This window comes from Streptococcus taoyuanensis (genome assembly GCF_029589235.1).
GTDB lineage: Bacteria > Bacillota > Bacilli > Lactobacillales > Streptococcaceae > Streptococcus > Streptococcus taoyuanensis.
Genome location: NZ_JARQVW010000003.1, coordinates 14,650 through 33,828, shown reverse-complemented (window position 1 = coordinate 33,828; position 19,179 = coordinate 14,650). Strand labels below are relative to the sequence as shown.

Annotated in this window: 17 protein-coding genes; 2 read left to right on the top strand and 15 right to left on the bottom strand. The window is 44.3% G+C overall.

The genetic code is table 11. The annotated features are described in order from the left end of the window. Nucleotides 1-76: 76 nt before the first annotated feature. The 10 genes from gatB to P5Y91_RS03545 all read right to left on the bottom strand — a co-directional run bounded on the left by gatB (nucleotide 77) and on the right by P5Y91_RS03545 (nucleotide 11,185). Entirely contained in the window at nucleotides 77-1,519 is a 1,443-nt protein-coding gene (gene gatB / locus P5Y91_RS03590) for an Asp-tRNA(Asn)/Glu-tRNA(Gln) amidotransferase subunit GatB (RefSeq protein ID WP_277838998.1), read from the bottom strand. Then, the gene (gene gatA, locus P5Y91_RS03585) at nucleotides 1,519-2,985 is read right to left on the bottom strand and encodes an Asp-tRNA(Asn)/Glu-tRNA(Gln) amidotransferase subunit GatA (RefSeq protein WP_031572932.1); all 1,467 of its coding nucleotides are present in this window, start codon (nucleotides 2,983-2,985) and stop codon (nucleotides 1,519-1,521) included. Before gatA ends, gatB begins: the two co-directional genes overlap by 1 nt. Beyond that, nucleotides 2,985-3,287 (bottom strand): Asp-tRNA(Asn)/Glu-tRNA(Gln) amidotransferase subunit GatC, encoded by a 303-nt coding sequence (gatC, locus tag P5Y91_RS03580; RefSeq protein WP_002884769.1) that lies wholly within the window; start codon nucleotides 3,285-3,287, stop codon nucleotides 2,985-2,987. Before gatC ends, gatA begins: the two co-directional genes overlap by 1 nt. Before the next feature lie 119 nt (nucleotides 3,288-3,406). Beyond that, on the bottom strand, nucleotides 3,407-4,900 hold the full coding sequence (locus tag P5Y91_RS03575; RefSeq protein WP_277838997.1) for a glycosyltransferase: 1,494 nt from the start codon (nucleotides 4,898-4,900) through the stop codon (nucleotides 3,407-3,409). Then, complete coding sequence (locus P5Y91_RS03570) at nucleotides 4,897-6,180, bottom strand: glycosyltransferase family protein (protein ID WP_155124674.1); 1,284 nt, start codon at nucleotides 6,178-6,180, stop codon at nucleotides 4,897-4,899. The genes P5Y91_RS03575 and P5Y91_RS03570 overlap by 4 nt, the downstream gene beginning before the upstream one ends. Before the next feature lie 26 nt (nucleotides 6,181-6,206). After that, complete coding sequence (locus tag P5Y91_RS03565) at nucleotides 6,207-7,094, bottom strand: glycosyltransferase family 2 protein (RefSeq protein WP_155124673.1); 888 nt, start codon at nucleotides 7,092-7,094, stop codon at nucleotides 6,207-6,209. Then, on the bottom strand, nucleotides 7,081-8,304 hold the full coding sequence (locus tag P5Y91_RS03560; protein WP_155124672.1) for a glycosyltransferase: 1,224 nt from the start codon (nucleotides 8,302-8,304) through the stop codon (nucleotides 7,081-7,083). The genes P5Y91_RS03565 and P5Y91_RS03560 overlap by 14 nt, the downstream gene beginning before the upstream one ends. Nucleotides 8,305-8,415: 111 nt before the next feature. Continuing rightward, nucleotides 8,416-8,994: a cysteine hydrolase family protein gene (locus P5Y91_RS03555; protein WP_155124671.1), complete on the bottom strand. Its 579-nt coding sequence runs from the start codon at nucleotides 8,992-8,994 to the stop codon at nucleotides 8,416-8,418. Continuing rightward, nucleotides 8,994-9,782 (bottom strand): GTP-sensing pleiotropic transcriptional regulator CodY, encoded by a 789-nt coding sequence (codY, locus tag P5Y91_RS03550; protein WP_021153765.1) that lies wholly within the window; start codon nucleotides 9,780-9,782, stop codon nucleotides 8,994-8,996. Before codY ends, P5Y91_RS03555 begins: the two co-directional genes overlap by 1 nt. Before the next feature lie 188 nt (nucleotides 9,783-9,970). Further along, on the bottom strand, nucleotides 9,971-11,185 hold the full coding sequence (locus P5Y91_RS03545; RefSeq protein WP_021153766.1) for a pyridoxal phosphate-dependent aminotransferase: 1,215 nt from the start codon (nucleotides 11,183-11,185) through the stop codon (nucleotides 9,971-9,973). Nucleotides 11,186-11,393: 208 nt separating this feature from the next. On the opposite strand from P5Y91_RS03545, the gene P5Y91_RS03540 reads away from it, so the two are divergent. Further along, nucleotides 11,394-11,846: a universal stress protein gene (locus P5Y91_RS03540; RefSeq protein WP_003008541.1), complete on the top strand. Its 453-nt coding sequence runs from the start codon at nucleotides 11,394-11,396 to the stop codon at nucleotides 11,844-11,846. A gap of 36 nt (nucleotides 11,847-11,882) precedes the next feature. Here P5Y91_RS03540 and P5Y91_RS03535 read toward each other — a convergent pair whose 3' ends face one another. Then, a complete protein-coding gene (locus tag P5Y91_RS03535; protein ID WP_049473128.1) occupies nucleotides 11,883-13,283 on the bottom strand; it encodes a Cof-type HAD-IIB family hydrolase in 1,401 nt (466 codons plus the stop codon). Nucleotides 13,284-13,345: 62 nt separating this feature from the next. On the opposite strand from P5Y91_RS03535, the gene P5Y91_RS03530 reads away from it, so the two are divergent. Then, nucleotides 13,346-14,308, top strand: coding sequence for an asparaginase (locus tag P5Y91_RS03530; RefSeq protein WP_049473127.1), 963 nt, complete (start codon nucleotides 13,346-13,348; stop codon nucleotides 14,306-14,308). Between the two features lie 198 nt (nucleotides 14,309-14,506). Here P5Y91_RS03530 and recG read toward each other — a convergent pair whose 3' ends face one another. The 4 genes from recG to P5Y91_RS03510 all read right to left on the bottom strand — a co-directional run bounded on the left by recG (nucleotide 14,507) and on the right by P5Y91_RS03510 (nucleotide 19,160). Further along, nucleotides 14,507-16,522 (bottom strand): ATP-dependent DNA helicase RecG, encoded by a 2,016-nt coding sequence (recG, locus tag P5Y91_RS03525; protein WP_118396581.1) that lies wholly within the window; start codon nucleotides 16,520-16,522, stop codon nucleotides 14,507-14,509. 58 nt (nucleotides 16,523-16,580) lie between these two features. Next, nucleotides 16,581-17,693: an alanine racemase gene (alr, locus tag P5Y91_RS03520; RefSeq protein WP_118396579.1), complete on the bottom strand. Its 1,113-nt coding sequence runs from the start codon at nucleotides 17,691-17,693 to the stop codon at nucleotides 16,581-16,583. After that, entirely contained in the window at nucleotides 17,680-18,045 is a 366-nt protein-coding gene (gene acpS, locus P5Y91_RS03515; protein ID WP_003005615.1) for a holo-ACP synthase, read from the bottom strand. The genes alr and acpS overlap by 14 nt, the downstream gene beginning before the upstream one ends. A gap of 86 nt (nucleotides 18,046-18,131) precedes the next feature. Then, on the bottom strand, nucleotides 18,132-19,160 hold the full coding sequence (locus P5Y91_RS03510) for a 3-deoxy-7-phosphoheptulonate synthase (RefSeq protein WP_118095502.1): 1,029 nt from the start codon (nucleotides 19,158-19,160) through the stop codon (nucleotides 18,132-18,134). Nucleotides 19,161-19,179 lie beyond the last annotated feature (19 nt).

The following is a 19,179-nucleotide window of genomic DNA, read 5'->3' as shown; positions in this document are numbered from 1 at the left end:
ATATGTAATGGTCTTTCCTATTCTAACACAATTTTATGGATAGTAAAAACCAACCTCTCGGCTGGTTTTTTCTCTATTACTCTTCTTTCAACTTCGCCAATTCTTGAGCAAGTAACTTGAGGGCTACTTGTGGGTTGGCTTGACCTTTGGTTGCTTTCATGAGGAAGCCTGTAAAGGCCTTGTCCGCATTCCGTTTCCCTGACTTGAAGTCAGCTACGGCTGCTTCATTGTCTGCAAAGACTTGGTGGATGATTGGTATCAAGACTTCAGGATCTGAAATCTGTACCAGACCAGCTTTTTCGACGTATTCACGCGCGCCGCCACCGTTTTTCGCCAAGTGAACGAAGACTTTCTTGGCAATCTTAGATGAAATGGTTCCATCTTCGATAATGGCAATCATTTCAACCAAGTTTTCTGGTGTCAATTGGATTTCTTCCAGCGTTTTGCCTTCTGCGTTCAAGAATTGTGCGACTTCACCTTGGAGCCAGTTAGACACTTGTTTGGCATCGCCACCAAGGGCTACAGTTGCTTCAAAGAAGTCAGAAGTGACTTTCGTCGCTGTCAATTGGTTGGCATCATAGTCAGACAAGCCAAGCTCTGCCACATAGCGAGCCCGACGGTCTTTTGGAAACTCTGGCAACTCCGTACGCATTTCCTCAATCCACTCATCTGAGATTTCAAAGAGTGGTAGGTCTGGTTCTGGGAAGTAACGATAGTCCGCTGCCCCTTCTTTAACACGCATAAGAATCGTACTCTTATTAGCTTCATCATAACGGCGTGTTTCTTGACGAATGACCCCACCTGAACGCAAGATTTTCGCTTGGCGCTCCACTTCGTATTCAAGACCTTTACGGACGTTTGAGAAGGAGTTCAAGTTTTTCAACTCCGTCTTGGTACCAAATTCCTCTTGGCCGTATGGGCGAAGGGAAATGTTGGCATCCACCCGCATCGATCCTTCTTCCATCTTGACGTCTGAAATACCAGTGTATTGGATAACTTCTTTGAGGGCTGTCAAATAGGCGTAGGCTTCTTCAGGAGAACGCATATCTGCTTCAGAAACGATTTCGATCAACGGCACTCCCTGACGGTTGAGGTCTACATAAGAGAAACCGTCTGTTCCGTGGGTGTTCTTACCAGCATCTTCTTCCAAGTGGGCCCGTTCAATCCCAATTTTCTTAGTTGAGCCGTCTTCCAATTGCACTTCAATCCAACCGTTGTAACCGATTGGCTCGTCAAATTGCGAAATTTGGTAGGCCTTTGGATTATCAGGGTAGAAATAGTTCTTCCGGTCAAAGTGCATGTGCTGATGGATATCCATATTCAGCGCCAAAGCAGCCTTGATACCAGCATCCACAACACCCTTGTTCAAGACAGGAAGCACCCCTGGGAAAGACCAGTCAATCACATTGGTATTGGCATTTTGCTCGTTCCCAAAGTGAGCAGAGGTTGGTGAGAAAATTTTTGAGTTTGTATTCAATTCAACGTGGACTTCAAGTCCGATGACTGTTTCAAAGTTCATTAATTGTCACCTCCGAAAATAAGGGGTTGTTGCTTGTGGTAATCCGTCGTAGCTTCAAAGGCAGCTGCAGCTTGGTAGATGGTTTCTTCAGAATACTTAGGACCAATCAACTGCAAACCAACTGGAAGACCTTGCGCAAAACCTGCAGGAATCGAAATCCCTGGAAGGCCTGCCAAGTTGACTGGAATGGTCAAGAGGTCAGCCAAGTACATGGCTACCGGATCATGGTTGAGCGAATCCAAATCAAAGGCTACGCTAGGAGCTGTTGGACCAAGGATAAGGTCGTAATCCGCAAAGACTTTTTCGAAGTCTTGGATAATAAGGGTACGGACTTGACCAGCTTTCTTGTAGTAAGCATCGTAGTAACCAGATGACAAACTAAAGGTACCCAGCATGATACGGCGTTTGACCTCATCACCAAAGCCTTGGCTACGAGTGTTCACGTAGATATCATCCAAGTTTTTAGCATCTTCTGCACGGAAACCATAGCGAATCCCATCGAAACGTTGCAAGTTTGAAGAAGCTTCAGATGAAGCGATGATGTAGTATACGGCAACTCCGTATTTAGAATGAGGCAAGCTGACTTCTTCGACAGTTGCTCCCAATTTTTCAAAGTGTTTGGCCGCTTTAAGGATAGTTTCTTTGACTTCTGGGTCAATCCCTTCCCCAAGGTATTCCTTCGGAAGGGCAATCTTCATGCCTTTAATGTCTTGACCAATCTTAGAAGTATAGTCTGCTACGCGCACTGGCGCTGAAGTTGAATCTTTATCATCTTCACTGGCAATAACATTAAGCAAGAGCGCATTTTCCTTAACCGTTGGTGCAAACGGCCCAATTTGGTCGAGTGAGCTACCAAAAGCAATGAGACCAAAACGGGAAACTGTTCCATAAGTTGGTTTGAGACCAACAATCCCATTAAAAGCAGCCGGTTGACGGATAGAACCACCTGTATCTGAACCAAGGGACAAACGGACTTGACCTGAAGCGACAGAAGCTGCTGAACCACTAGAAGATCCACCAGGCACCTTGCTGTGGTCCCATGCATTCTTGGTTGGTCCATAGTAAGAAGTTTCACCAGATCCACCCATGGCAAATTCATCCATGTTGGTCTTTCCGATGACAATCATATCTTTGGCTTTGGCATTGGCAACCGCTGTCGCATCAAAGATTGGCTCGTAGTTATAGAGCATTTTTGAAGCCGCAGTTGTCAAGATACCATCTGTTGAGATATTGTCTTTGACAGCGAGTGGAATCCCTGACAGGAGGTTGTCTGCATCGATTCCTTTTTCATCAATGGCCTTGGCTTGTGCAAGAGCTGCTTCTTCGGCCACCGTTACAAAGGCATTAACCGCTTCTTCACGCGCCTTGATATCGTCCAGCGTTGCTTGTGTCAATTCGGTTGCCGAAATTTCCTTAGAGACAAGGAGGTCGTGCAACTCTTCAATGGTTTTATGGTTGAATGACATTAGGCATCTCCTCCATCTTCTAGGATAGCTGGTACCTTGATGTAGTAGTTATCTTTTTCAGGTACATTTTTAAACAAGCGGTCTCGGTCAGTCCCTTTTTCAGCAACATCCGGACGCAATACAGTCTTACGATCCGCCATGGTCGTTGTTGGAGCAACGCCTGTTGTGTCCACTTCTTCCAACAATTCCACCATGTCGACAATTTTAGACAAGGTTGTCGCAAACTCAGCTGTCTCTTCTGGAGAGAATTTCAATTTTGAAAGATTGGCAACGTGGGTTACCTCTTCTTGCGTTATTTTCATCTTGCTTCCTTTCGTGAAATGATGATTTTTCAATACCCTCTATTTTACCATAATTTAGCCCAATTTGCTTGCCTTAGAAAAAATCTGTAGGACTTTTTTGTCGCTACAGATTCTTCATTTTATATTTCTTTTCCGCCTAATTGCCCCATCTCCATTAGAGTCTCTTTCCAGACTTCCTGGACCTTAGAAGCGAGGTAAGAAGAGGCCAACTCATAAGAAGCCTGATGGAATGGAGCGAGGTCGCTTTCAAAGAGCTGGACCAGCTTGTCTGCCAACTCTTTCACCAACTCTTCTTCTGGCACTGTCTCGCTATAAGGTACCAAAAAGCCATTTTCACCCTCTTTTATAAAAGTTGGATTACCATAACGGGCATCAAAGCCCAGCAAGGCCAAACCTGCTCCAGCCGCCTCCATCAAAGTCAAACCAAAGGTCTCCCACTGAGAAGTGGTGAGGTAGGCTTGGTAGCAAGGATAGATCTGCTGAAGATCCGCATGACCGCGTAGGTGAATATAATCTTGTGCTGCAAGCTCCTGAATCAGGTGGCGCAAGTTGTCCGCTTCTCCACCCTTCCCACAAATATCAAACTGAAGGGCTGGGAGTTTTTCATGAGCTTGGGCCACTACTCGAATAGCCAAATCGATGCGTTTTCTTGGATCCAAACGGGAAGCTGTGAGCACACTAAAGGGAGGTCGATCTCCTTGTGATTCTGTCAATTCTTCTAGATGCCCAACCGGAATGCTATAGATTGGAATTCCTTGGCATCCTTGTTTAGCAAGTGTCTGCTCCAAGACTTCTTTTTGAAGATCCGTTGCCGTGATGAAATAATCGAAGCGTTTAGCATACTTGAACACATAATAATATTCATAATTGAGATGGCCATTTTCAAATTCATGCTCCGAATGAAACACCATGGCGAGCTTTGAAGGGGCAGGTTTCTCCAACAAAGGGCGAGCAAAATCCATGCGCGAAGCCCGGTCAAGCAGAATCAGATCTTCTTCTTTTAGCGACAGCTGCGACAAAAAACGTCTCATCACTTCTGTATGGTTGGTCAAAATCTCAGACCCCAGTTTATAGAGCCAGCTTCCACCTAACCTCGATTCTTCAAAAGCGATAGTCCCATCTTGATGGTGATAGATCCGTCTGACAACACTACCATACTGAAAATACTCTGTGACAAGTTTACAAGCTCCATAATACTCTCGCTTGATCCTATTTCCAGCCAAAAGATAGTCTACATAGCGGACACAGTTTGGATGATAGGGATCCAAATGAAAGCTCAAGGCGTTTCCATCCGCAAATTGGTAGCGAATGACTCTTTCCGTTTTTTCAACAACATCCAGACGAGTCAGTTGAAACTCCATTTGCAAGGCCCCTACCGACTTTTGAGGGACCGTAGTCTGTTGATCCGTAAAAGTTAAATGGGCAAAAAGCAGTTCCTCATCCCGGTGCCCCAATGAGAGGTAATAGGCCAATTTTTCTGGAGTGGGCCAAGTGGTAAAGACAAACTTCGCTGCCACTCCTAGTCTCCGGAGCATCTTTGCCCGAGAGGCTTGTGCAACATCAACCCCATTAGGTTCGAATCCCACTAATAGATTAAAGGTATAAATGGTCATGCGGTTCCTCCCTCTAATCGCTTAAACAGCTCTTCCAAAGCTTCTTTTTCAGGCAATTTCAAGATTCGTGCCTGCTCTCTTACCAATTCTTTGTGGGTCTCTGGATGCTGGAGCAAGGTATCTAGTTGCTGTTTCATTTCTTCGACTGTATCTGTGATTGTGCTCAAGTTTTTATAGGCTTCCTGATGAACCGTGCTCTTCAAACCAAATAAGACTTGCCCATTTTCAAGAGCATGAAGACTACTACTCCACACTTCTTCTCCCTGGTTGCAATCCAGATAAATAGAGCAGCTAGATAACAAGTCCTCATATTTGTCCAGCGAAATCCCTGGATAGAGGCGCACATTGGAGCGAGTCGCTAAGTCTGTTAATTTCGGCCCCATAGCCGTCAAAGCAGCAATGTGAAAGGTGACTTGTGGGAATTGATGGACCAGGCTAGATAGGCCTTCGACCTCTTGAGAAGCCGTCATAACCATGGCTTCTGGTTGAAAACTTTCCTGCTCCACATCTACCAGCCCTGACAAGACTGTGATTCCGTCTATTTTCTCACTCAACAGACCATCTTCTACCAACAAAATCTGACTGACTTGTTCTTTGATCTCGTCTAGATCATGCGCGTCACTGGCACAGTAGGCGAGTCTTTCCTTTGGTTTCTCTTTCACAACATCTAGCAATGCCTTGTCCATCAAAAGAACGGCTTCATCTTCCGGCAAGACTTGTTCTAGGACAGCTCTTTGCAGCTCTTTCTTATTGGCATACAGGCGATCCCGTCCCTTAGGAGTTTGAAGCAAAAAGGTTCCTTGTGAGACAAAGTGAAGCAAGACTTCTTCTTGTTGACGGTTCAAATAGATGTCTAAATATGGTTGGCCAGATTCCGTAAGGAGACTCTGTTTGCTTCTCCAGCCATAGCGGTTGTAGACATCAATGGATACGATCTCTTCTCCCTGACCAAACCATTCCACTCTGTCAACTGTTCGAGACAAGATATCCTCTCGCAAAACCACGTTGGCACGACGTTCCTCACCATCAAAAAGATAGGTTGTGATCCCTAGTGTCCAACATTCCCATAATTCTGGAACTGCTAGATCATTGAAAAATAAAGGTTTTCCAATTTTTGATGCTGGGTCTTTTTGGGTAAAAAAGGTCGCCAGACTCTCTGTCTGTTCAGCTATATCTGTTTCCAGATTGGTCACAAACACACGGTAGGGCTGGCCAAGTTTGTCCAATAATTTTCGCAAACGTTCCAGCTCTCTGGTCTGCTCTGATGCAATAATGAACATGCTGATCCTTTCTCATCAATAAGTTCTTAGTCCATGGTTTCAACGAAACTGAGGTTGATCACCACGCGCTCATAGGTTTCTGACTCTTGTAAGCCAGCTTCTTCTAGTTTTTCAAGAGCCCGTTTCAACCGCGTTTTATAGATATAGCGGTGCCAGGTCAGATCATAGCCCAACATCCCAAGAAGAGCCAATTTTTCTTGCTTGGCTTCCATCTCATCCAGTACCCGCTTTTCTGTCCAAACCTGGGACAGAGTATCTGAACGACCCACGCGATACCAATAAATACATTTCTCCGTATGGACCACCCGATTGGCTTTTAAGAAGAGCTTGTACATGAGAAAGTTATCTTCAACATTTTTTCCGACCGGAAAACGAAGTCCTTCAAATAAACCACGCTTATAGAGCTTCATCATGGCACAAGCCCAGGCCATATCTCTGGTCTCCTGGATGGCATCGTGGTCCATGATCTCTCTCCCCTCATAAAGGGTCTCTGAATAATCGTCGTCCGTTACCTTGATCAAGTATTTGCTACTACTGTCATCATAGAGGTTATAGTTGGCTACGGAAACATCCGCATTATATTTTTGAAGTTGGCGATAGAGCACTTCTACATAGTCTTCCGTCACCCAGTCATCTGGATCAATAAAGGTGATGTAATCACCAGTCGCTAACTCAATCCCTGTATTCCGAGCAGCAGATAAGCCACCATTTTCTTGGCGAACGTAGCGGATGCGTGCATCCTTCCTAAAAAATTCTTTACAGATCTCTTCTGACTGGTCTGGCGAACCATCATTGACCAGGATAATTTCAAGGTGAGGGTAAGTCTGATGGATAACCGTTTCCAAACATTGTCTCAAATAAGCTTCTACATTATAGATGGGAATGATGATACTCACTACTTCATTTGTTTCCATGCTTCTTCTCATTTCTCTTTAAATAATCGCGAATCGCTGCCACCATCTCCTGCACCTGATCATCCGCAAACACTTGGTTCACACCATTCTCTACATGATTGGTTCCTTCAAAAGAGAAAATCGGCAAGCCCAATTGATGGATCGTTTGCGTCATCTGATCCACCTCATCATAAGGATTGATATCCAGGTAAAAATCCAATTTCTCTAAGACCTTTCGACTGGTCAAAGGATCAAAAGAGGGATAAAGAAAGAGGTTGGGGTAGCGTTCCAATTGCACCAAGTTAAAACCAAAATGGCTATGGGCAAGGACATGAATCGCTACGTCTGGCAACTCTTTTAACAAGGTCTCCAACTCGTGGATATCTGCTGTATGGGTATAAATAGCCGCATGATAAGGAAAATCTCCCACTAGATCTTGATAGGTTTGCTTCAAAATCGGTTTTCGAAGCAAAATTTCCTCCCAAGAGAGGGCATAATAAAACCACCATAATTCACGAAAACGATTGAAGCGTTTGGAGGTCCATGGTTTATTATGAGAGGTATAGTGAACGACTGCTGGGATCCCTTGGAAGGCATCATACCAGTCCAAATCACCATAGAGATATTGATCCTTATCAGACCCTACTTGTAGATTATAGGTCCAAGGTAATGGATACCAAGCATCTTTGAAATACAGATTCAAAATTCCTTGATCTCCGTAAACATGCTGATGGTGCTCGCCAGTGAGGTCAAAAAGAGCCTCTGTCACTTGGTGCTCTTGCCACCAAGCCTTATCAATCACCAAAAGTCCAGCATTAAAACCATCTGTAGTCGTCGGCTTATCTACCACTGCACCCAGTCCATAACCTTTTAGATCGACCTCAAATAAAGGCGATAAATCCTGTGTAAAGATCATATCACAATCCAGATAGAGGATTCGCTCTTCTTCCACCATCTCTGGAATAGCGTAACGGAAATAGGTTGCATAGTGAATATGGTCACTCGGAAGCGAAAAGGACTGGAATTGCTCGGGAGACATCCGACAATTGATCACTTCTGAATCCAACTTGCGCAAGCGCTGATTCATGATAGTAAACCACTCAGTTGGTAGATCTTCATTTAAAACATAAATTTTCAACTGGTCCTGATGGGCACACAGTGACTTCATAGCGGTTTCCAACTTTTCCATATAAGACAGATTGGCTGAAAACACGACAGCTTTTTTACTCATAACTTCCCCTTTTTTCTTTCATTAGAATACCATTTTCAAGAGAGGAAAACAATTTCTAAGCCCAAAAAAGAGGCCTAGACAAGTGTCTATGACCTCTTTTACATCGGTTTCTTATTTTGGGTCTAATTCAGCTAGTGTATCGTCTACCAAACTTGCCCCTAAGACATGCTTGAAGTGATTCAAAGCAAACTGGTGATTTTCAGGAGTGAGCGATGCCACTGCAGGTTCCACAACTTCGATCTGATAACCCAGATTGTAGGCATCAACCGCTGTATGAAGGACACAGATATCGGTCAAGACACCCGTCAAAATAACAGTATCCACATGACGTTCCCGAAGGCGGATATCTAGATCCGTCCCTGAAAAAGCAGAATAATGACGCTTGTCCATCCAAAAGACACGTGAATCCGCTTTATGTTCTCGATAAAAATCTGCTAAAGGGCCGTACAAATCGCGTCCACTAGTCCCAATGATATTATGGGGTGGGAAGAGCTTGCTTTCAGGATGAAAAGGATCGTCTACATCATGCGCATCAATGGCAAAAAAGACATAGGCTCCTTGATCAAAGGCCAATTGGGTCACCTGAGCAATGCTCTCAGAAATGGCTTGTGCAGGAGCACCTGCCGTAAGCTTACCATCATCCGCCACAAAATCGACAGTATAGTCAATTGAAATCAAAGCTTTGGTCATTAGTAATCTCTTTTCTTAATTTCTTCAAAAATATCTGGTATCAACACTTTAAGATAAGTTCCCTTCATTCCAAGAGAACGGCTTTCAATAATGCCGGCCGACTCCAATTTCCGAAGTGCATTGACAATCACAGAGCGAGTGATGCCAATCCGATCCGCGATGATAGAAGCAGTCAACTGCCCCTCATTTCCTTTCAATTCACTAAGAATGGCAGAAACAGCCCGCAATTCAGAGTAAGACAAGGTATTGACAGCCATATTCACCGCTGTGCGGCGACGAATATTTTTTTCGTCTTCTTCGCGTTGGAAATTCAACATTTGAATCCCCACCACGGTGCTCGCAATCTCAACCAAGATCAAATCATCATCCGCAAACTGTTTATCATTGCGCCAAATGATCAAGGAACCCAACCGAATCCCAGAAACATGGATAGGCGCAATGGTGGTCAAGCCATCAGGAAATTCAGACTTGGTTTCGACCGGAAAGATACTCAAATCATGGTCCACATCTAAATTAGCTTCTGTATCGTAGACCAAACTAGCCGCCTTGGCATAATCTTCTGGTAATTTTTTATTTTGAAAGAAAGCTTCTACCCGGTCATTGTTGGTCTTGTAACGCATGAAATAACCAAGAAGGGTTCCCTTGCTATTAATGATACAGGCATTACAGTGGATAATATCCGCTAATTGCTGGGCAATATCATTATAAGGCATCTCGACCTGCAACTGTTCATCAGTCCGTTTCAAGATGGATGTAATTTTACGTGTCTTTTCTAATAAGTTTGCCATAATAAACCTCGCATATAGTCAGCTCAAGTATATCATATAAGTGTGGGAATTTCAATCAAATTATCTGAAAATTATTTATTTTTTCTACAATTATGCGCAATTCAGAAAAATGTCGTTTCGATGACATGGATTTTATAAAATGAATCAAAAAAAAGATTGAAGACTTTCCTCTTCAATCCTTTATCTAATTAACGTTTGTATTGCTTCAAGAAACGAGTCATTTTTTCTTGAATTTGAGCTAACTCATCGACACGTGGAAGGTAAACGATCCGGAAGTGATCTGGATCTTTCCAGTTAAAGCCACGGCCATGAACCAAGAGAATTTTTTCTTGCTTCAAGAACTCTAAAACAAATTGCTCGTCATCATCCACGCGGTACATGTCCCGATCAATCTTAGGGAAGATATAGAGACCAGCCTTTGGCTTAACAGCTGAGAGGCCTGGAATATCATTGATGGCTTTGTAGATAAAGTTCCGTTGTTCATAAATTCGACCACCTGGAAGTAAAAGTTCATCCACGGATTGGTAGCCTCCAAGAGAGGTTTGCACAACATGTTGAGACAAGACATTTGAACAAAGACGCATATTGGACAACATGTTCAAGCCTTCGATATAGCCCTTCACGTGATGCTTTGGTCCGGACAGAACCATCCAACCAACACGGAAACCGGCAATCCGGTGAGATTTTGACAAGCCATTCATACTCACACAGAAGAGATCAGGCGCTAAACTTGCGATAGCCGTGTGTTTTTCACCATCCATGACCAAGCGATCGTAAATTTCATCCGCAAAGATGATCAAGTTATTTTGACGAGCGATCTCTACAATCTCAAGCAGGATCTCATCTGGATAGAGGGCACCTGTTGGGTTATTCGGGTTGATGACAACGATAGCCTTAGTGTTTGAGGTGATTTTCGACTTGATATCTTCAATATCTGGATACCAGTTTGCTTCTTCATCACAAAGATAGTGAACCGCATTCCCACCAGCTAGGCTGACGGCTGCTGTCCAAAGAGGATAGTCCGGCATGGGAACCAAGACCTCATCCCCGTTGTCGAGCAGTCCTTGCATGGACATGACGATCAGCTCACTCACTCCATTTCCAAGGTAAATATCATCAATATCCACATTTGGAATTTTTTTCAACTGGCAGTACTGCATGATGGCTTTGCGGGCTGAAAAGATCCCTTTTGAGTCTGAATAACCTTCACTATCACGCGCATTCATGATCAAATCATGGATAACTTCATCTGGAGCTGTAAAGCCAAATTCAGCAGGATTCCCTGTATTCAAACGTAGAATTTTTTCTCCATTTGCTCGCATGCGCATGGCTTCTTCCAAGACTGGACCACGAATATCGTAAGCGACATGTTCGAGTTTGCTTGATTTATTATATTCCTTCATATTCTGCCTCGATTCACGAAATTATCTCTATTATACCACTAGTTCAAATAGAGTACAAACCGAGGACTTTAAAAATTCTGCAAAAATATAGCAGAAAAGCGAGACTTTACCTTTACATTCTAGCTCAAAAGAGATAAAATATAAGTGTATAAAGAATAGGATTCCCTTCTATTCTATCCATGTTTTCAAGCTATAAGGAGGTAGGATTATGTCTCAAAAATACGAAAACATTATGGTCGCTGTCGACGGTTCTCATGAAGCAGAATTAGCCTTTGAAAAAGGGGTTAACGTTTCTCTTCGCAACGGCTCTAAATTGACTATTGCCCACGTCATCGATACTCGTGCCCTTCAAAGCGTCTCAACTTTTGATGCTGAGGTCTACGAAGAATTGCAAGAAGAAGCTAACGAATTGCTCAAGGGCTACAAGGAACGTGCTGAAAAAGTCGGCGTTCAAAATGTTGTGACTGTTGTAGAAATGGGAAATCCAAAAGTCCTCTTAGCCAATGATATCCCAAGTAAGGAAGGGGTTGACCTTATTATGGTCGGGGCTACCGGACTCAATGCCTTCGAACGGTTAATGGTCGGATCCTCCTCAGAATATATCCTTCGCCACGCCAAAGTAGACTTACTAGTGGTACGTGATAAGGATAAAACCATGTAAGAAAGAAAAAGTTTGGAACAAAGGTTCCAAACTTTTTTAGTTGTCTTTTTTTGCTTCTTTTTGTTTTGCATGTTTTTCGTAGGCCTTGAGCTGGCGATCGAGTTCTTTTTTGATAGCTGGTTCCGGGGCGTATTTTTCTTCCCAATCATCTGGCTTCAGAATTTTGTGGGTTACTGGATCAAAGTGCGCCTTTCCATCTGGGAAAATCTTGCCCATATTGGCCCGGTGAACAATCTCAAAGACCTCTTCAGGATCAACTCCCATTAGTACAAAGCTACCATAAGTCAGATAGAGGGTATCAATTAAGGCATCAACCTGCCCTACCATGGAGATCTCAGCTGGATGCTTGCTCCGAACCTTATCTGCAGCCTTATCCAAGGCTTCGTGAAGAGCTGCTACCGAGCGGTCAAATTCTTCCTCACTTGTGCTAGCTGCTCGGACAAATTCAACCAACTCCTCTTGCTTGAACATGGTTCGATAAAGGGCGTCTTGAGGCTGCCAAACAACTGGTTTCTCCTGGGTTTCCCCATCCATCACACCATGGAAGGTTTTGACCTTATTGAAGTGATCATCCTTAGAAAGAAAGAGTTCTTTCTCTGAGAGAATACCAAAGTGTTGCAGGGCCTTTTGGATGCCATCCTTGCCATTACTAGTCGTGGTATGCTTGGCAATTGCCTTGACACTGGTCGTCCCATTTCCCATCGCAATAGACAAGCCAACACCTGACAGCATCTCTAAGTCATTATCAGAATCTCCAAAAGCCATCACTTCATCGATGTCAAAGCCAAATTCCTGACCAACGATGCGGATCCCTTCTAACTTGGAAATCCCTGGGTTGAGGACATCTGCTGCAAAAGGACTAGACCGTGTGAATTTCAGATCCGGAAACTCTTTTTCAATTTTTGCAGTCTCCTCTGGACTCGATAAGATCAACACTTGGTAGATTGGTTCTTGCGCTAGTGCATAGAGGGTATCCTGATCTTGTGGGACGACCTTGCTGACCACTTTGTTAAATCCACGACTGACTGTACGGGCCATTTTGCGGGGCACAAAGCGACTGGACCAGGTTGAAATAGGACTCATCCCAAAACTCATGATCCGAGAACCGAATACCCCATCCTTGGTACCGAGAGCAATTTCCTTGCGGTGTTCTCGAGCATAGTCAATTAGTTGGTGCAGACTCTTTTTATCGATTGGACTGGTAAATAGCACGCGGTCCTTGGTCAAAATATACTGACCATTATAGGTCACGGCAAAATCAAAGCCATAGCGTTCCATAAACGGTTTGACAAAGGCCGGTCCCCGCCCTGTCGCAAGGCCTACATAGATCCCTTCTTCCTTTAAAGACTGAATAGCTTTTTCTGTTGATTTGAGGACCGCTCGACTATCATTCACCAAGGTTCCATCGATATCAAAAAAGACTGCTTTTATTTCCATGTCTACTGTTTCTTTCTTTTTATGATAAAATAAATTATATCACATATTCCAAGGAGCTTCACATGTTTAAGAAAATTTTAGCACTACATACCGGAGGGACCATTTCGATGGCGGCAGATGACTCTGGGGCAGTGATTACCAATGAAGTCAATCCCATGACCCAAGTTACTTCACCAATTGAAGGGATTGCAGTCACCTCAGAGGACTTCTTCAACCTTCCCAGCCCTCAAATGACTCCTCGTCACATGTTAGCCCTGTATCAAAAAATCAAAGAGGAAGCTCACAACTATGATGGCATCGTTATTACCCACGGAACAGATACGCTGGAAGAAACGGCTTATTTCTTGGATACCATGGAGTTACCAGAGATCGCTGTGGTCATTACAGGAGCTATGCGAAGCTCCAATGAGCTAGGAAGCGATGGCGTCTATAATTTTCTGACAGCCCTTCGAGTGGCTGCCGATCCAAAAGCACGTGATAAAGGGGTCTTAGTCGTCATGAACGATGAAATTCATGCGGCTAAGTACGTCACCAAAACCCACACCACCAATGTCAGCACCTTCCAGACACCAACCCACGGACCACTAGGTTTGGTCATGAAAAAGGAAATCCTCTTCTTTAAAACAGCCGAGCCAAGGGTGCGCTTTGATCTCGATACCATCGATGGTTTCGTTCCGATCATTGCTACCTATGCAGGGATGAAAACCGATCTGCTGGATATGCTGGATCTTTCAAAGCTCGACGGCCTCATTATCCAAGCCTTTGGAGCAGGAAACATCCCTAAAGAAACGGCACATAAACTCCAAGAATTCATGGATGCAGGCCTTCCAATCGCTTTAGTATCCCGTTGCTTCAATGGAATCGCTGAACCCGTCTACGCATATGAAGGAGGAGGCGTCCAACTCCATCAAGCAGGTGTCTTTTTCATCAAAGAATTAAATGCCCCCAAAGCGCGCATCAAACTCCTCATCGCCCTCAATGCCGGCCTAAAAGGACAAGAACTCAAAGACTATATCGAAGGGTAAAATAAGATACAAAGGGCGTAGCGGATACAGTCAAAATAGGGAATACGACGAAGAATCCAAAAGATTCTAGGAGGATTCATCTTTTTGACACAATCCGCAGCCCGTGTTCAATTAATAAGATACAAAGCCCGTAAAATACAATCTTAAAGGGAGTAGAGTGGAATCCAAAGAATTTCCACTCTACTCCCTTTTTATATTTTAGTCTAAATGTTCTTTCTTTTCTAAGTAAAGCGAGAGCAAATGCCAATCGGGGTGTTCACGCCAATTTGGCGTGGCTACAATCTGGCTGGCGACTTTCCGCGCTTCTTCCAGAATGGGATAATCTTCTACCAAATCAGCCACTTGAAATTCTGGAATCCCAGATTGACGGGTTCCAAAGATTTCACCTGAACCCCGCATTTTCAAATCTTCTTCCGCTAGAACAAACCCATTGGTCGTCTCTGTCATGATTTTCATGCGCTGCTTGCCACTATCTGTCTTAGGATTGGCTACTAGAATAGCATAGGATTGCTTGCTTCCCCGACCAACCCGGCCTCGAAGCTGGTGAAGTTGGCTAAGACCAAACCGATCTGCATCCATAATGACCATAACGGTCGCATTGGGCACGTTGACTCCTACTTCAATAACGGTCGTAGACACCAAAACATCGACTTGGTGCTCTTTAAAGGACTGCATGATAGCATCTTTTTCTTCACTTTTCATCTTCCCATGAAGAAGAGAAACGCGTGCTCGCTGTCCAAAGAAGGTCTCTAGCTCTTCTTTGAGGGCAAGGGCGTTTTTCAAATCTAGCGCCTCTGACTCCTCAATCAATGGAGAAATAAAGTAGGCTTGAGAACCTTTGCCAAGTTCTTTGACTAACCAGTCGAGGACCACTTCTAACTGCTCATGCTTGACCCAACGTGTGATGATTTCCTTGCGTCCCGCAGGCATCTGATCAATGATGGACACATCCATATCTCCAAAGGCTGTAATAGCCAAGGTCCGGGGAATAGGGGTAGCCGTCATCATCAGGACGTCTGGATTTTGTCCCTTTTCTCGAAGAATACGACGTTGGGAAACCCCAAAGCGATGCTGTTCATCAATAATGACCAAGCCTAGATCTTGGTAGTGAACTCCCTCTTGAATCAAGGCATGTGTCCCCACAATCAATTGGGCTTTTCCTGAGGCGATCTCTTCTAAGACTTCTCGTTTCTCAGCCGCCTTTAATCCTCCTGTTAGAAGGGCAATTGGCAAATCTGGAAAAAGATTTTGCAAGCTTTCCTTGTGTTGCTCTGCCAAAATCTCCGTTGGAACCATCAAGGCAGCTTGCTTCCCAGCGCTTAAGGCTGCATACATAGCAAGACCGGCCACGACTGTCTTCCCGCTTCCCACATCCCCTTGTAAGAGGCGGTTCATATGATAAGGAGAGGCCATATCTGTCAAGATTTCATTCAGGCTGTTTTCTTGAGCTTGCGTTAGCTCAAAAGGAAGCTGTTTTTTTCGTTCTGCTAATTTTTCTGGATTCCAGGCCAAGGAAATCCCTTGGCTGGCATCGTGATTTTCTTCTTTTAGCACTTGGAGTTGCAGCTGGAAAAAGAGGAGCTCTTCAAATTTTACCCGGCGAAGGGCTTGCTTGTACTCTGCCAGATCCTTAGGAAAATGCATAGCTTGCACTGCTTGGGAACGAGACATAAGTTGATAACGATCCCGCAAGACTTGGGGTACATTCTCTTCTAAAAGCTGGTCCAAACCCTGGTCAAACGCTATTTTGATCAATTTCACCAGGCTGTTTTGGCTGACTCCTTGCGTCACTCGATAGACCGGTTGCAAATCATCTTCCACTTGAGCCAGGAGTTTCATCCCTGTCAAACTGCCTTTGGCCTTGTCCCATTTCCCAAAAATCGCCACTGTCTGCTGAACCTCAATTTTGTCTGCCAGGTAGGGTTGGTTGAAAAAATTAACCGCAATGACTTGGTCTCCCTGTTTGATGGAAAAACGCAAGCGATTTCGTTTGTAGCCATAATATTGGACATTGGCTGGCGTTGCTACCAGCCCAGAGATGACGGCTTTTTCCCCATCTTCCAACTCTAAAACATTGCGTGTTTTGAAGTCTTCATAGCGAAAGGGGAAATACAAGAGTAGATCTTCTAAGGTTTCAATCCCTAATTTTTTAAATTTTTCCGCCGATTTTGGACCGACGCCAGGCAGTACGGATAAGGGTTGGTGTAAATTCATTGTTCCTCCTTTCTTTTATAAAAAAGCAGGTTCTTCAGGGAAATCCCACCTGCTTTTTTTATTCTTCACCTGCATAGTCACGAGGAATCCGATCACTCAAGAGACAGACTACTTCATAATTAATGGTACCACGGTAATCCGCAATCTCTGTTGCCGTAATTTCTTTCTCGCCGTCTCGGCCAATCAGGGTAACCTTGGTCCCCAGAGGTAATTCTTCTGGAAGGCGAACAGTAATCTGGTCCATCGAAACCCGGCCTACAATAGGGCAAAACTCACTCTTAATCAGCACTTGGAAATTTTGCATCTCTCGAATCCAGCCATCCGCATAGCCGATAGGAATCGTCCCGATCCATTGGGCATCTTCCGTCGTATAGGTGGCCCCGTAGCCAATATCTTGACCGGCTTCTAACTGTTTGACATGAACCAATTCGCTCACCAAACTCAAGGCTGGCTTGATTTCATAAGGCAAGGCTAGAACAGAACCACTTGGATTCAAGCCATACATGACATCTCCCAAGCGCACAGCTGTGAAAATCGTATCTGCATGCCACAAAGAGGTGGCTGAATTACTAGCATGAACAATCGGAGGAAGGGTTTCAAGAGCAGCCAATACTTCTTTGAAAAACTGGTATTGCGCTTGAAATTTTCGATCATCTGCCTCATCTGCTGTCGCAAAATGAGTAAAGATCCCTTCAATCTCAGCTCCAGCTGCTAAGAGGAGGCGTTCAGCCTCTTTGATCTCTTCGATAGTTCTGAATCCAATCCGCCCCATTCCTGAATCCACCTTAATATGGACCTTCAATCCTGAAAGATCTGCTTCTTGTCCAAGCAATTGGTCCAACCAAGCAAGACTAGCCACCGTTAAGCGGATCTCATGCTCTTTGGCTAGATTCACTGTTTCACTTGGCACAACTCCCAAAATCAAAAGAGGGTGTTGCAAGCCTTCTTCACGGATTTCGAGGGCTTCATCCATATTGGAAACACAAAAAGCATCTACCTGAGGCGCCAATTTTTTGGTCACCGCAACGACCCCATGACCATAGGCGTTGGCCTTGACGACTGCATATTTCAAGGCTTGACTCGGAATATGGTCACTGACTTGTTGCACATTAAAGGCAATGGCATCCAAATCGACTCTAGCAACAGTTGGTCTATGTTTACTTGCTTTCATTTTCTTCCTCCAAAATGACACTGGTCGACACTAGGTCTCCCTTGTGACTGATCGAAATCCATACCTTCCCAGAAAAAGGAGACTTGGAAAAATAGGGAGCTCCGTGGGCATCATTTAAAATTTCTAAATCTTGAAAACCAACTGGTCCAATCCCTGTTCCCATTGCCTTTGAAAAGGCTTCTTTGGCGGACCATCGGCCCGTTAAATATTCCATTTTCCGTTTTCCAGACAATTCCTCAAAGCGCTCTCGCTCAGCCTCGGTTAAAACTTTTTCAGCGAATCGAGTATTCTTCTGATAGGCTTTTTCAATCGCAGCGATCGATTCGATATCGATGCCATGTCCTTTGATCATCTTGTTTTATCCTTATTTATCGTTTCAGTATCGTTTTACTGACAAAAGAGAAGGGGCTAAAGAATCACTCCTTCCGCCCCTGCCTTTTACTTATTCATCGTTGCAATTTCTTTGACCAAGGCCTGTGTTTTTTCCCAACCCAGGCAAGGGTCTGTGATGGATTGACCATAAACCACTGGTTCATTTTGACGGCCATCTTCTAGATAGGATTCAATCATGAAACCACGAACTAAAGTTGCCAAATCCTTGTGCCAAGCACGGTTCATCATGGTTTCTCTCACGATGCGTACTTGCTCTTCGAATTGTTTGCCAGAATTGTCATGGTTGGTATCCACCAGGATGAAGGGATGTTGCAAGCCCATTTCGCTATAGCGTTTTGCTGCCGCTAGCAAATCTTCATAATGGTAGTTTGGAACATTCTTACCACTCGCATCCAAGCCTCCACGAAGGATCGCATGGGCTAAAGGATTTCCTGATGTTTCCACTGCTTGGGCATTGAACAAAAAGTTTTGGGGATGTTGGGCTGCATAAATCGCATTGAACATGACAGAAAGATTTCCAGAGGTTGGATTCTTCATGCCTGTCGGAGCAGAGATCCCACTAGATACAAAGCGGTGCTCCTGGTCTTCAACTGAACGAGCTCCAATGGCATGATAAGAAATTAAATCCTCAACATAAGGAAGACTTGCTGGATAAAGCAACTCATCCGCAGTTGTCAAACCAGTCTCGGTAATCACACGGTAGTGGAGATGTCGGACTGCTTTCAAACCATCCACAAAGCTTGGTGCTGCATGTGTATCTGGTTGGTGCATCAAGCCTTTATAGCCATCCCCATTGGTCCGAGGTTTAGCCGTATAGACCCGCATCACAATGAAAATTTGATATTTCACTTGCTCTTGCAAGTCTGCCAAACGACGGGCATACTCCATCACAGCTTCTTCATTATCAGAAGAGCAAGGCCCGATCACAAGAAGGATCCGTTGGTCTTCTCCTTTGATAATAGCTTCCAATTCTCGATCACGCACTTCTTTGCGCTCCAAGGCTGGACCTTCCAAGCGGTAAAGCGAAGTGATCTCTTGCTCATCAATCTTATTGCTCTTCGTAATGAATACCATACAGCCTCCTTATGCTAGC

What these genes read in the sequence shown, in the direction of transcription:
- gatB (WP_277838998.1), bottom strand. Translation starts at nt 1,519, where the DNA reads ATGAACTTTGAAACAGTCATCGGACTTGAAGTCCACGTTGAATTGAAT.
- gatA (WP_031572932.1), bottom strand. Translation starts at nt 2,985, where the DNA reads ATGTCATTCAACCATAAAACCATTGAAGAGTTGCACGACCTCCTTGTC.
- gatC (WP_002884769.1), bottom strand. Translation starts at nt 3,287, where the DNA reads ATGAAAATAACGCAAGAAGAGGTAACCCACGTTGCCAATCTTTCAAAA.
- P5Y91_RS03575 (WP_277838997.1), bottom strand. Translation starts at nt 4,900, where the DNA reads ATGACCATTTATACCTTTAATCTATTAGTGGGATTCGAACCTAATGGG.
- P5Y91_RS03570 (WP_155124674.1), bottom strand. Translation starts at nt 6,180, where the DNA reads ATGTTCATTATTGCATCAGAGCAGACCAGAGAGCTGGAACGTTTGCGA.
- P5Y91_RS03565 (WP_155124673.1), bottom strand. Translation starts at nt 7,094, where the DNA reads ATGGAAACAAATGAAGTAGTGAGTATCATCATTCCCATCTATAATGTA.
- P5Y91_RS03560 (WP_155124672.1), bottom strand. Translation starts at nt 8,304, where the DNA reads ATGAGTAAAAAAGCTGTCGTGTTTTCAGCCAATCTGTCTTATATGGAA.
- P5Y91_RS03555 (WP_155124671.1), bottom strand. Translation starts at nt 8,994, where the DNA reads ATGACCAAAGCTTTGATTTCAATTGACTATACTGTCGATTTTGTGGCG.
- codY (WP_021153765.1), bottom strand. Translation starts at nt 9,782, where the DNA reads ATGGCAAACTTATTAGAAAAGACACGTAAAATTACATCCATCTTGAAA.
- P5Y91_RS03545 (WP_021153766.1), bottom strand. Translation starts at nt 11,185, where the DNA reads ATGAAGGAATATAATAAATCAAGCAAACTCGAACATGTCGCTTACGAT.
- P5Y91_RS03540 (WP_003008541.1), top strand. Translation starts at nt 11,394, where the DNA reads ATGTCTCAAAAATACGAAAACATTATGGTCGCTGTCGACGGTTCTCAT.
- P5Y91_RS03535 (WP_049473128.1), bottom strand. Translation starts at nt 13,283, where the DNA reads ATGGAAATAAAAGCAGTCTTTTTTGATATCGATGGAACCTTGGTGAAT.
- P5Y91_RS03530 (WP_049473127.1), top strand. Translation starts at nt 13,346, where the DNA reads ATGTTTAAGAAAATTTTAGCACTACATACCGGAGGGACCATTTCGATG.
- recG (WP_118396581.1), bottom strand. Translation starts at nt 16,522, where the DNA reads ATGAATTTACACCAACCCTTATCCGTACTGCCTGGCGTCGGTCCAAAA.
- alr (WP_118396579.1), bottom strand. Translation starts at nt 17,693, where the DNA reads ATGAAAGCAAGTAAACATAGACCAACTGTTGCTAGAGTCGATTTGGAT.
- acpS (WP_003005615.1), bottom strand. Translation starts at nt 18,045, where the DNA reads ATGATCAAAGGACATGGCATCGATATCGAATCGATCGCTGCGATTGAA.
- P5Y91_RS03510 (WP_118095502.1), bottom strand. Translation starts at nt 19,160, where the DNA reads ATGGTATTCATTACGAAGAGCAATAAGATTGATGAGCAAGAGATCACT.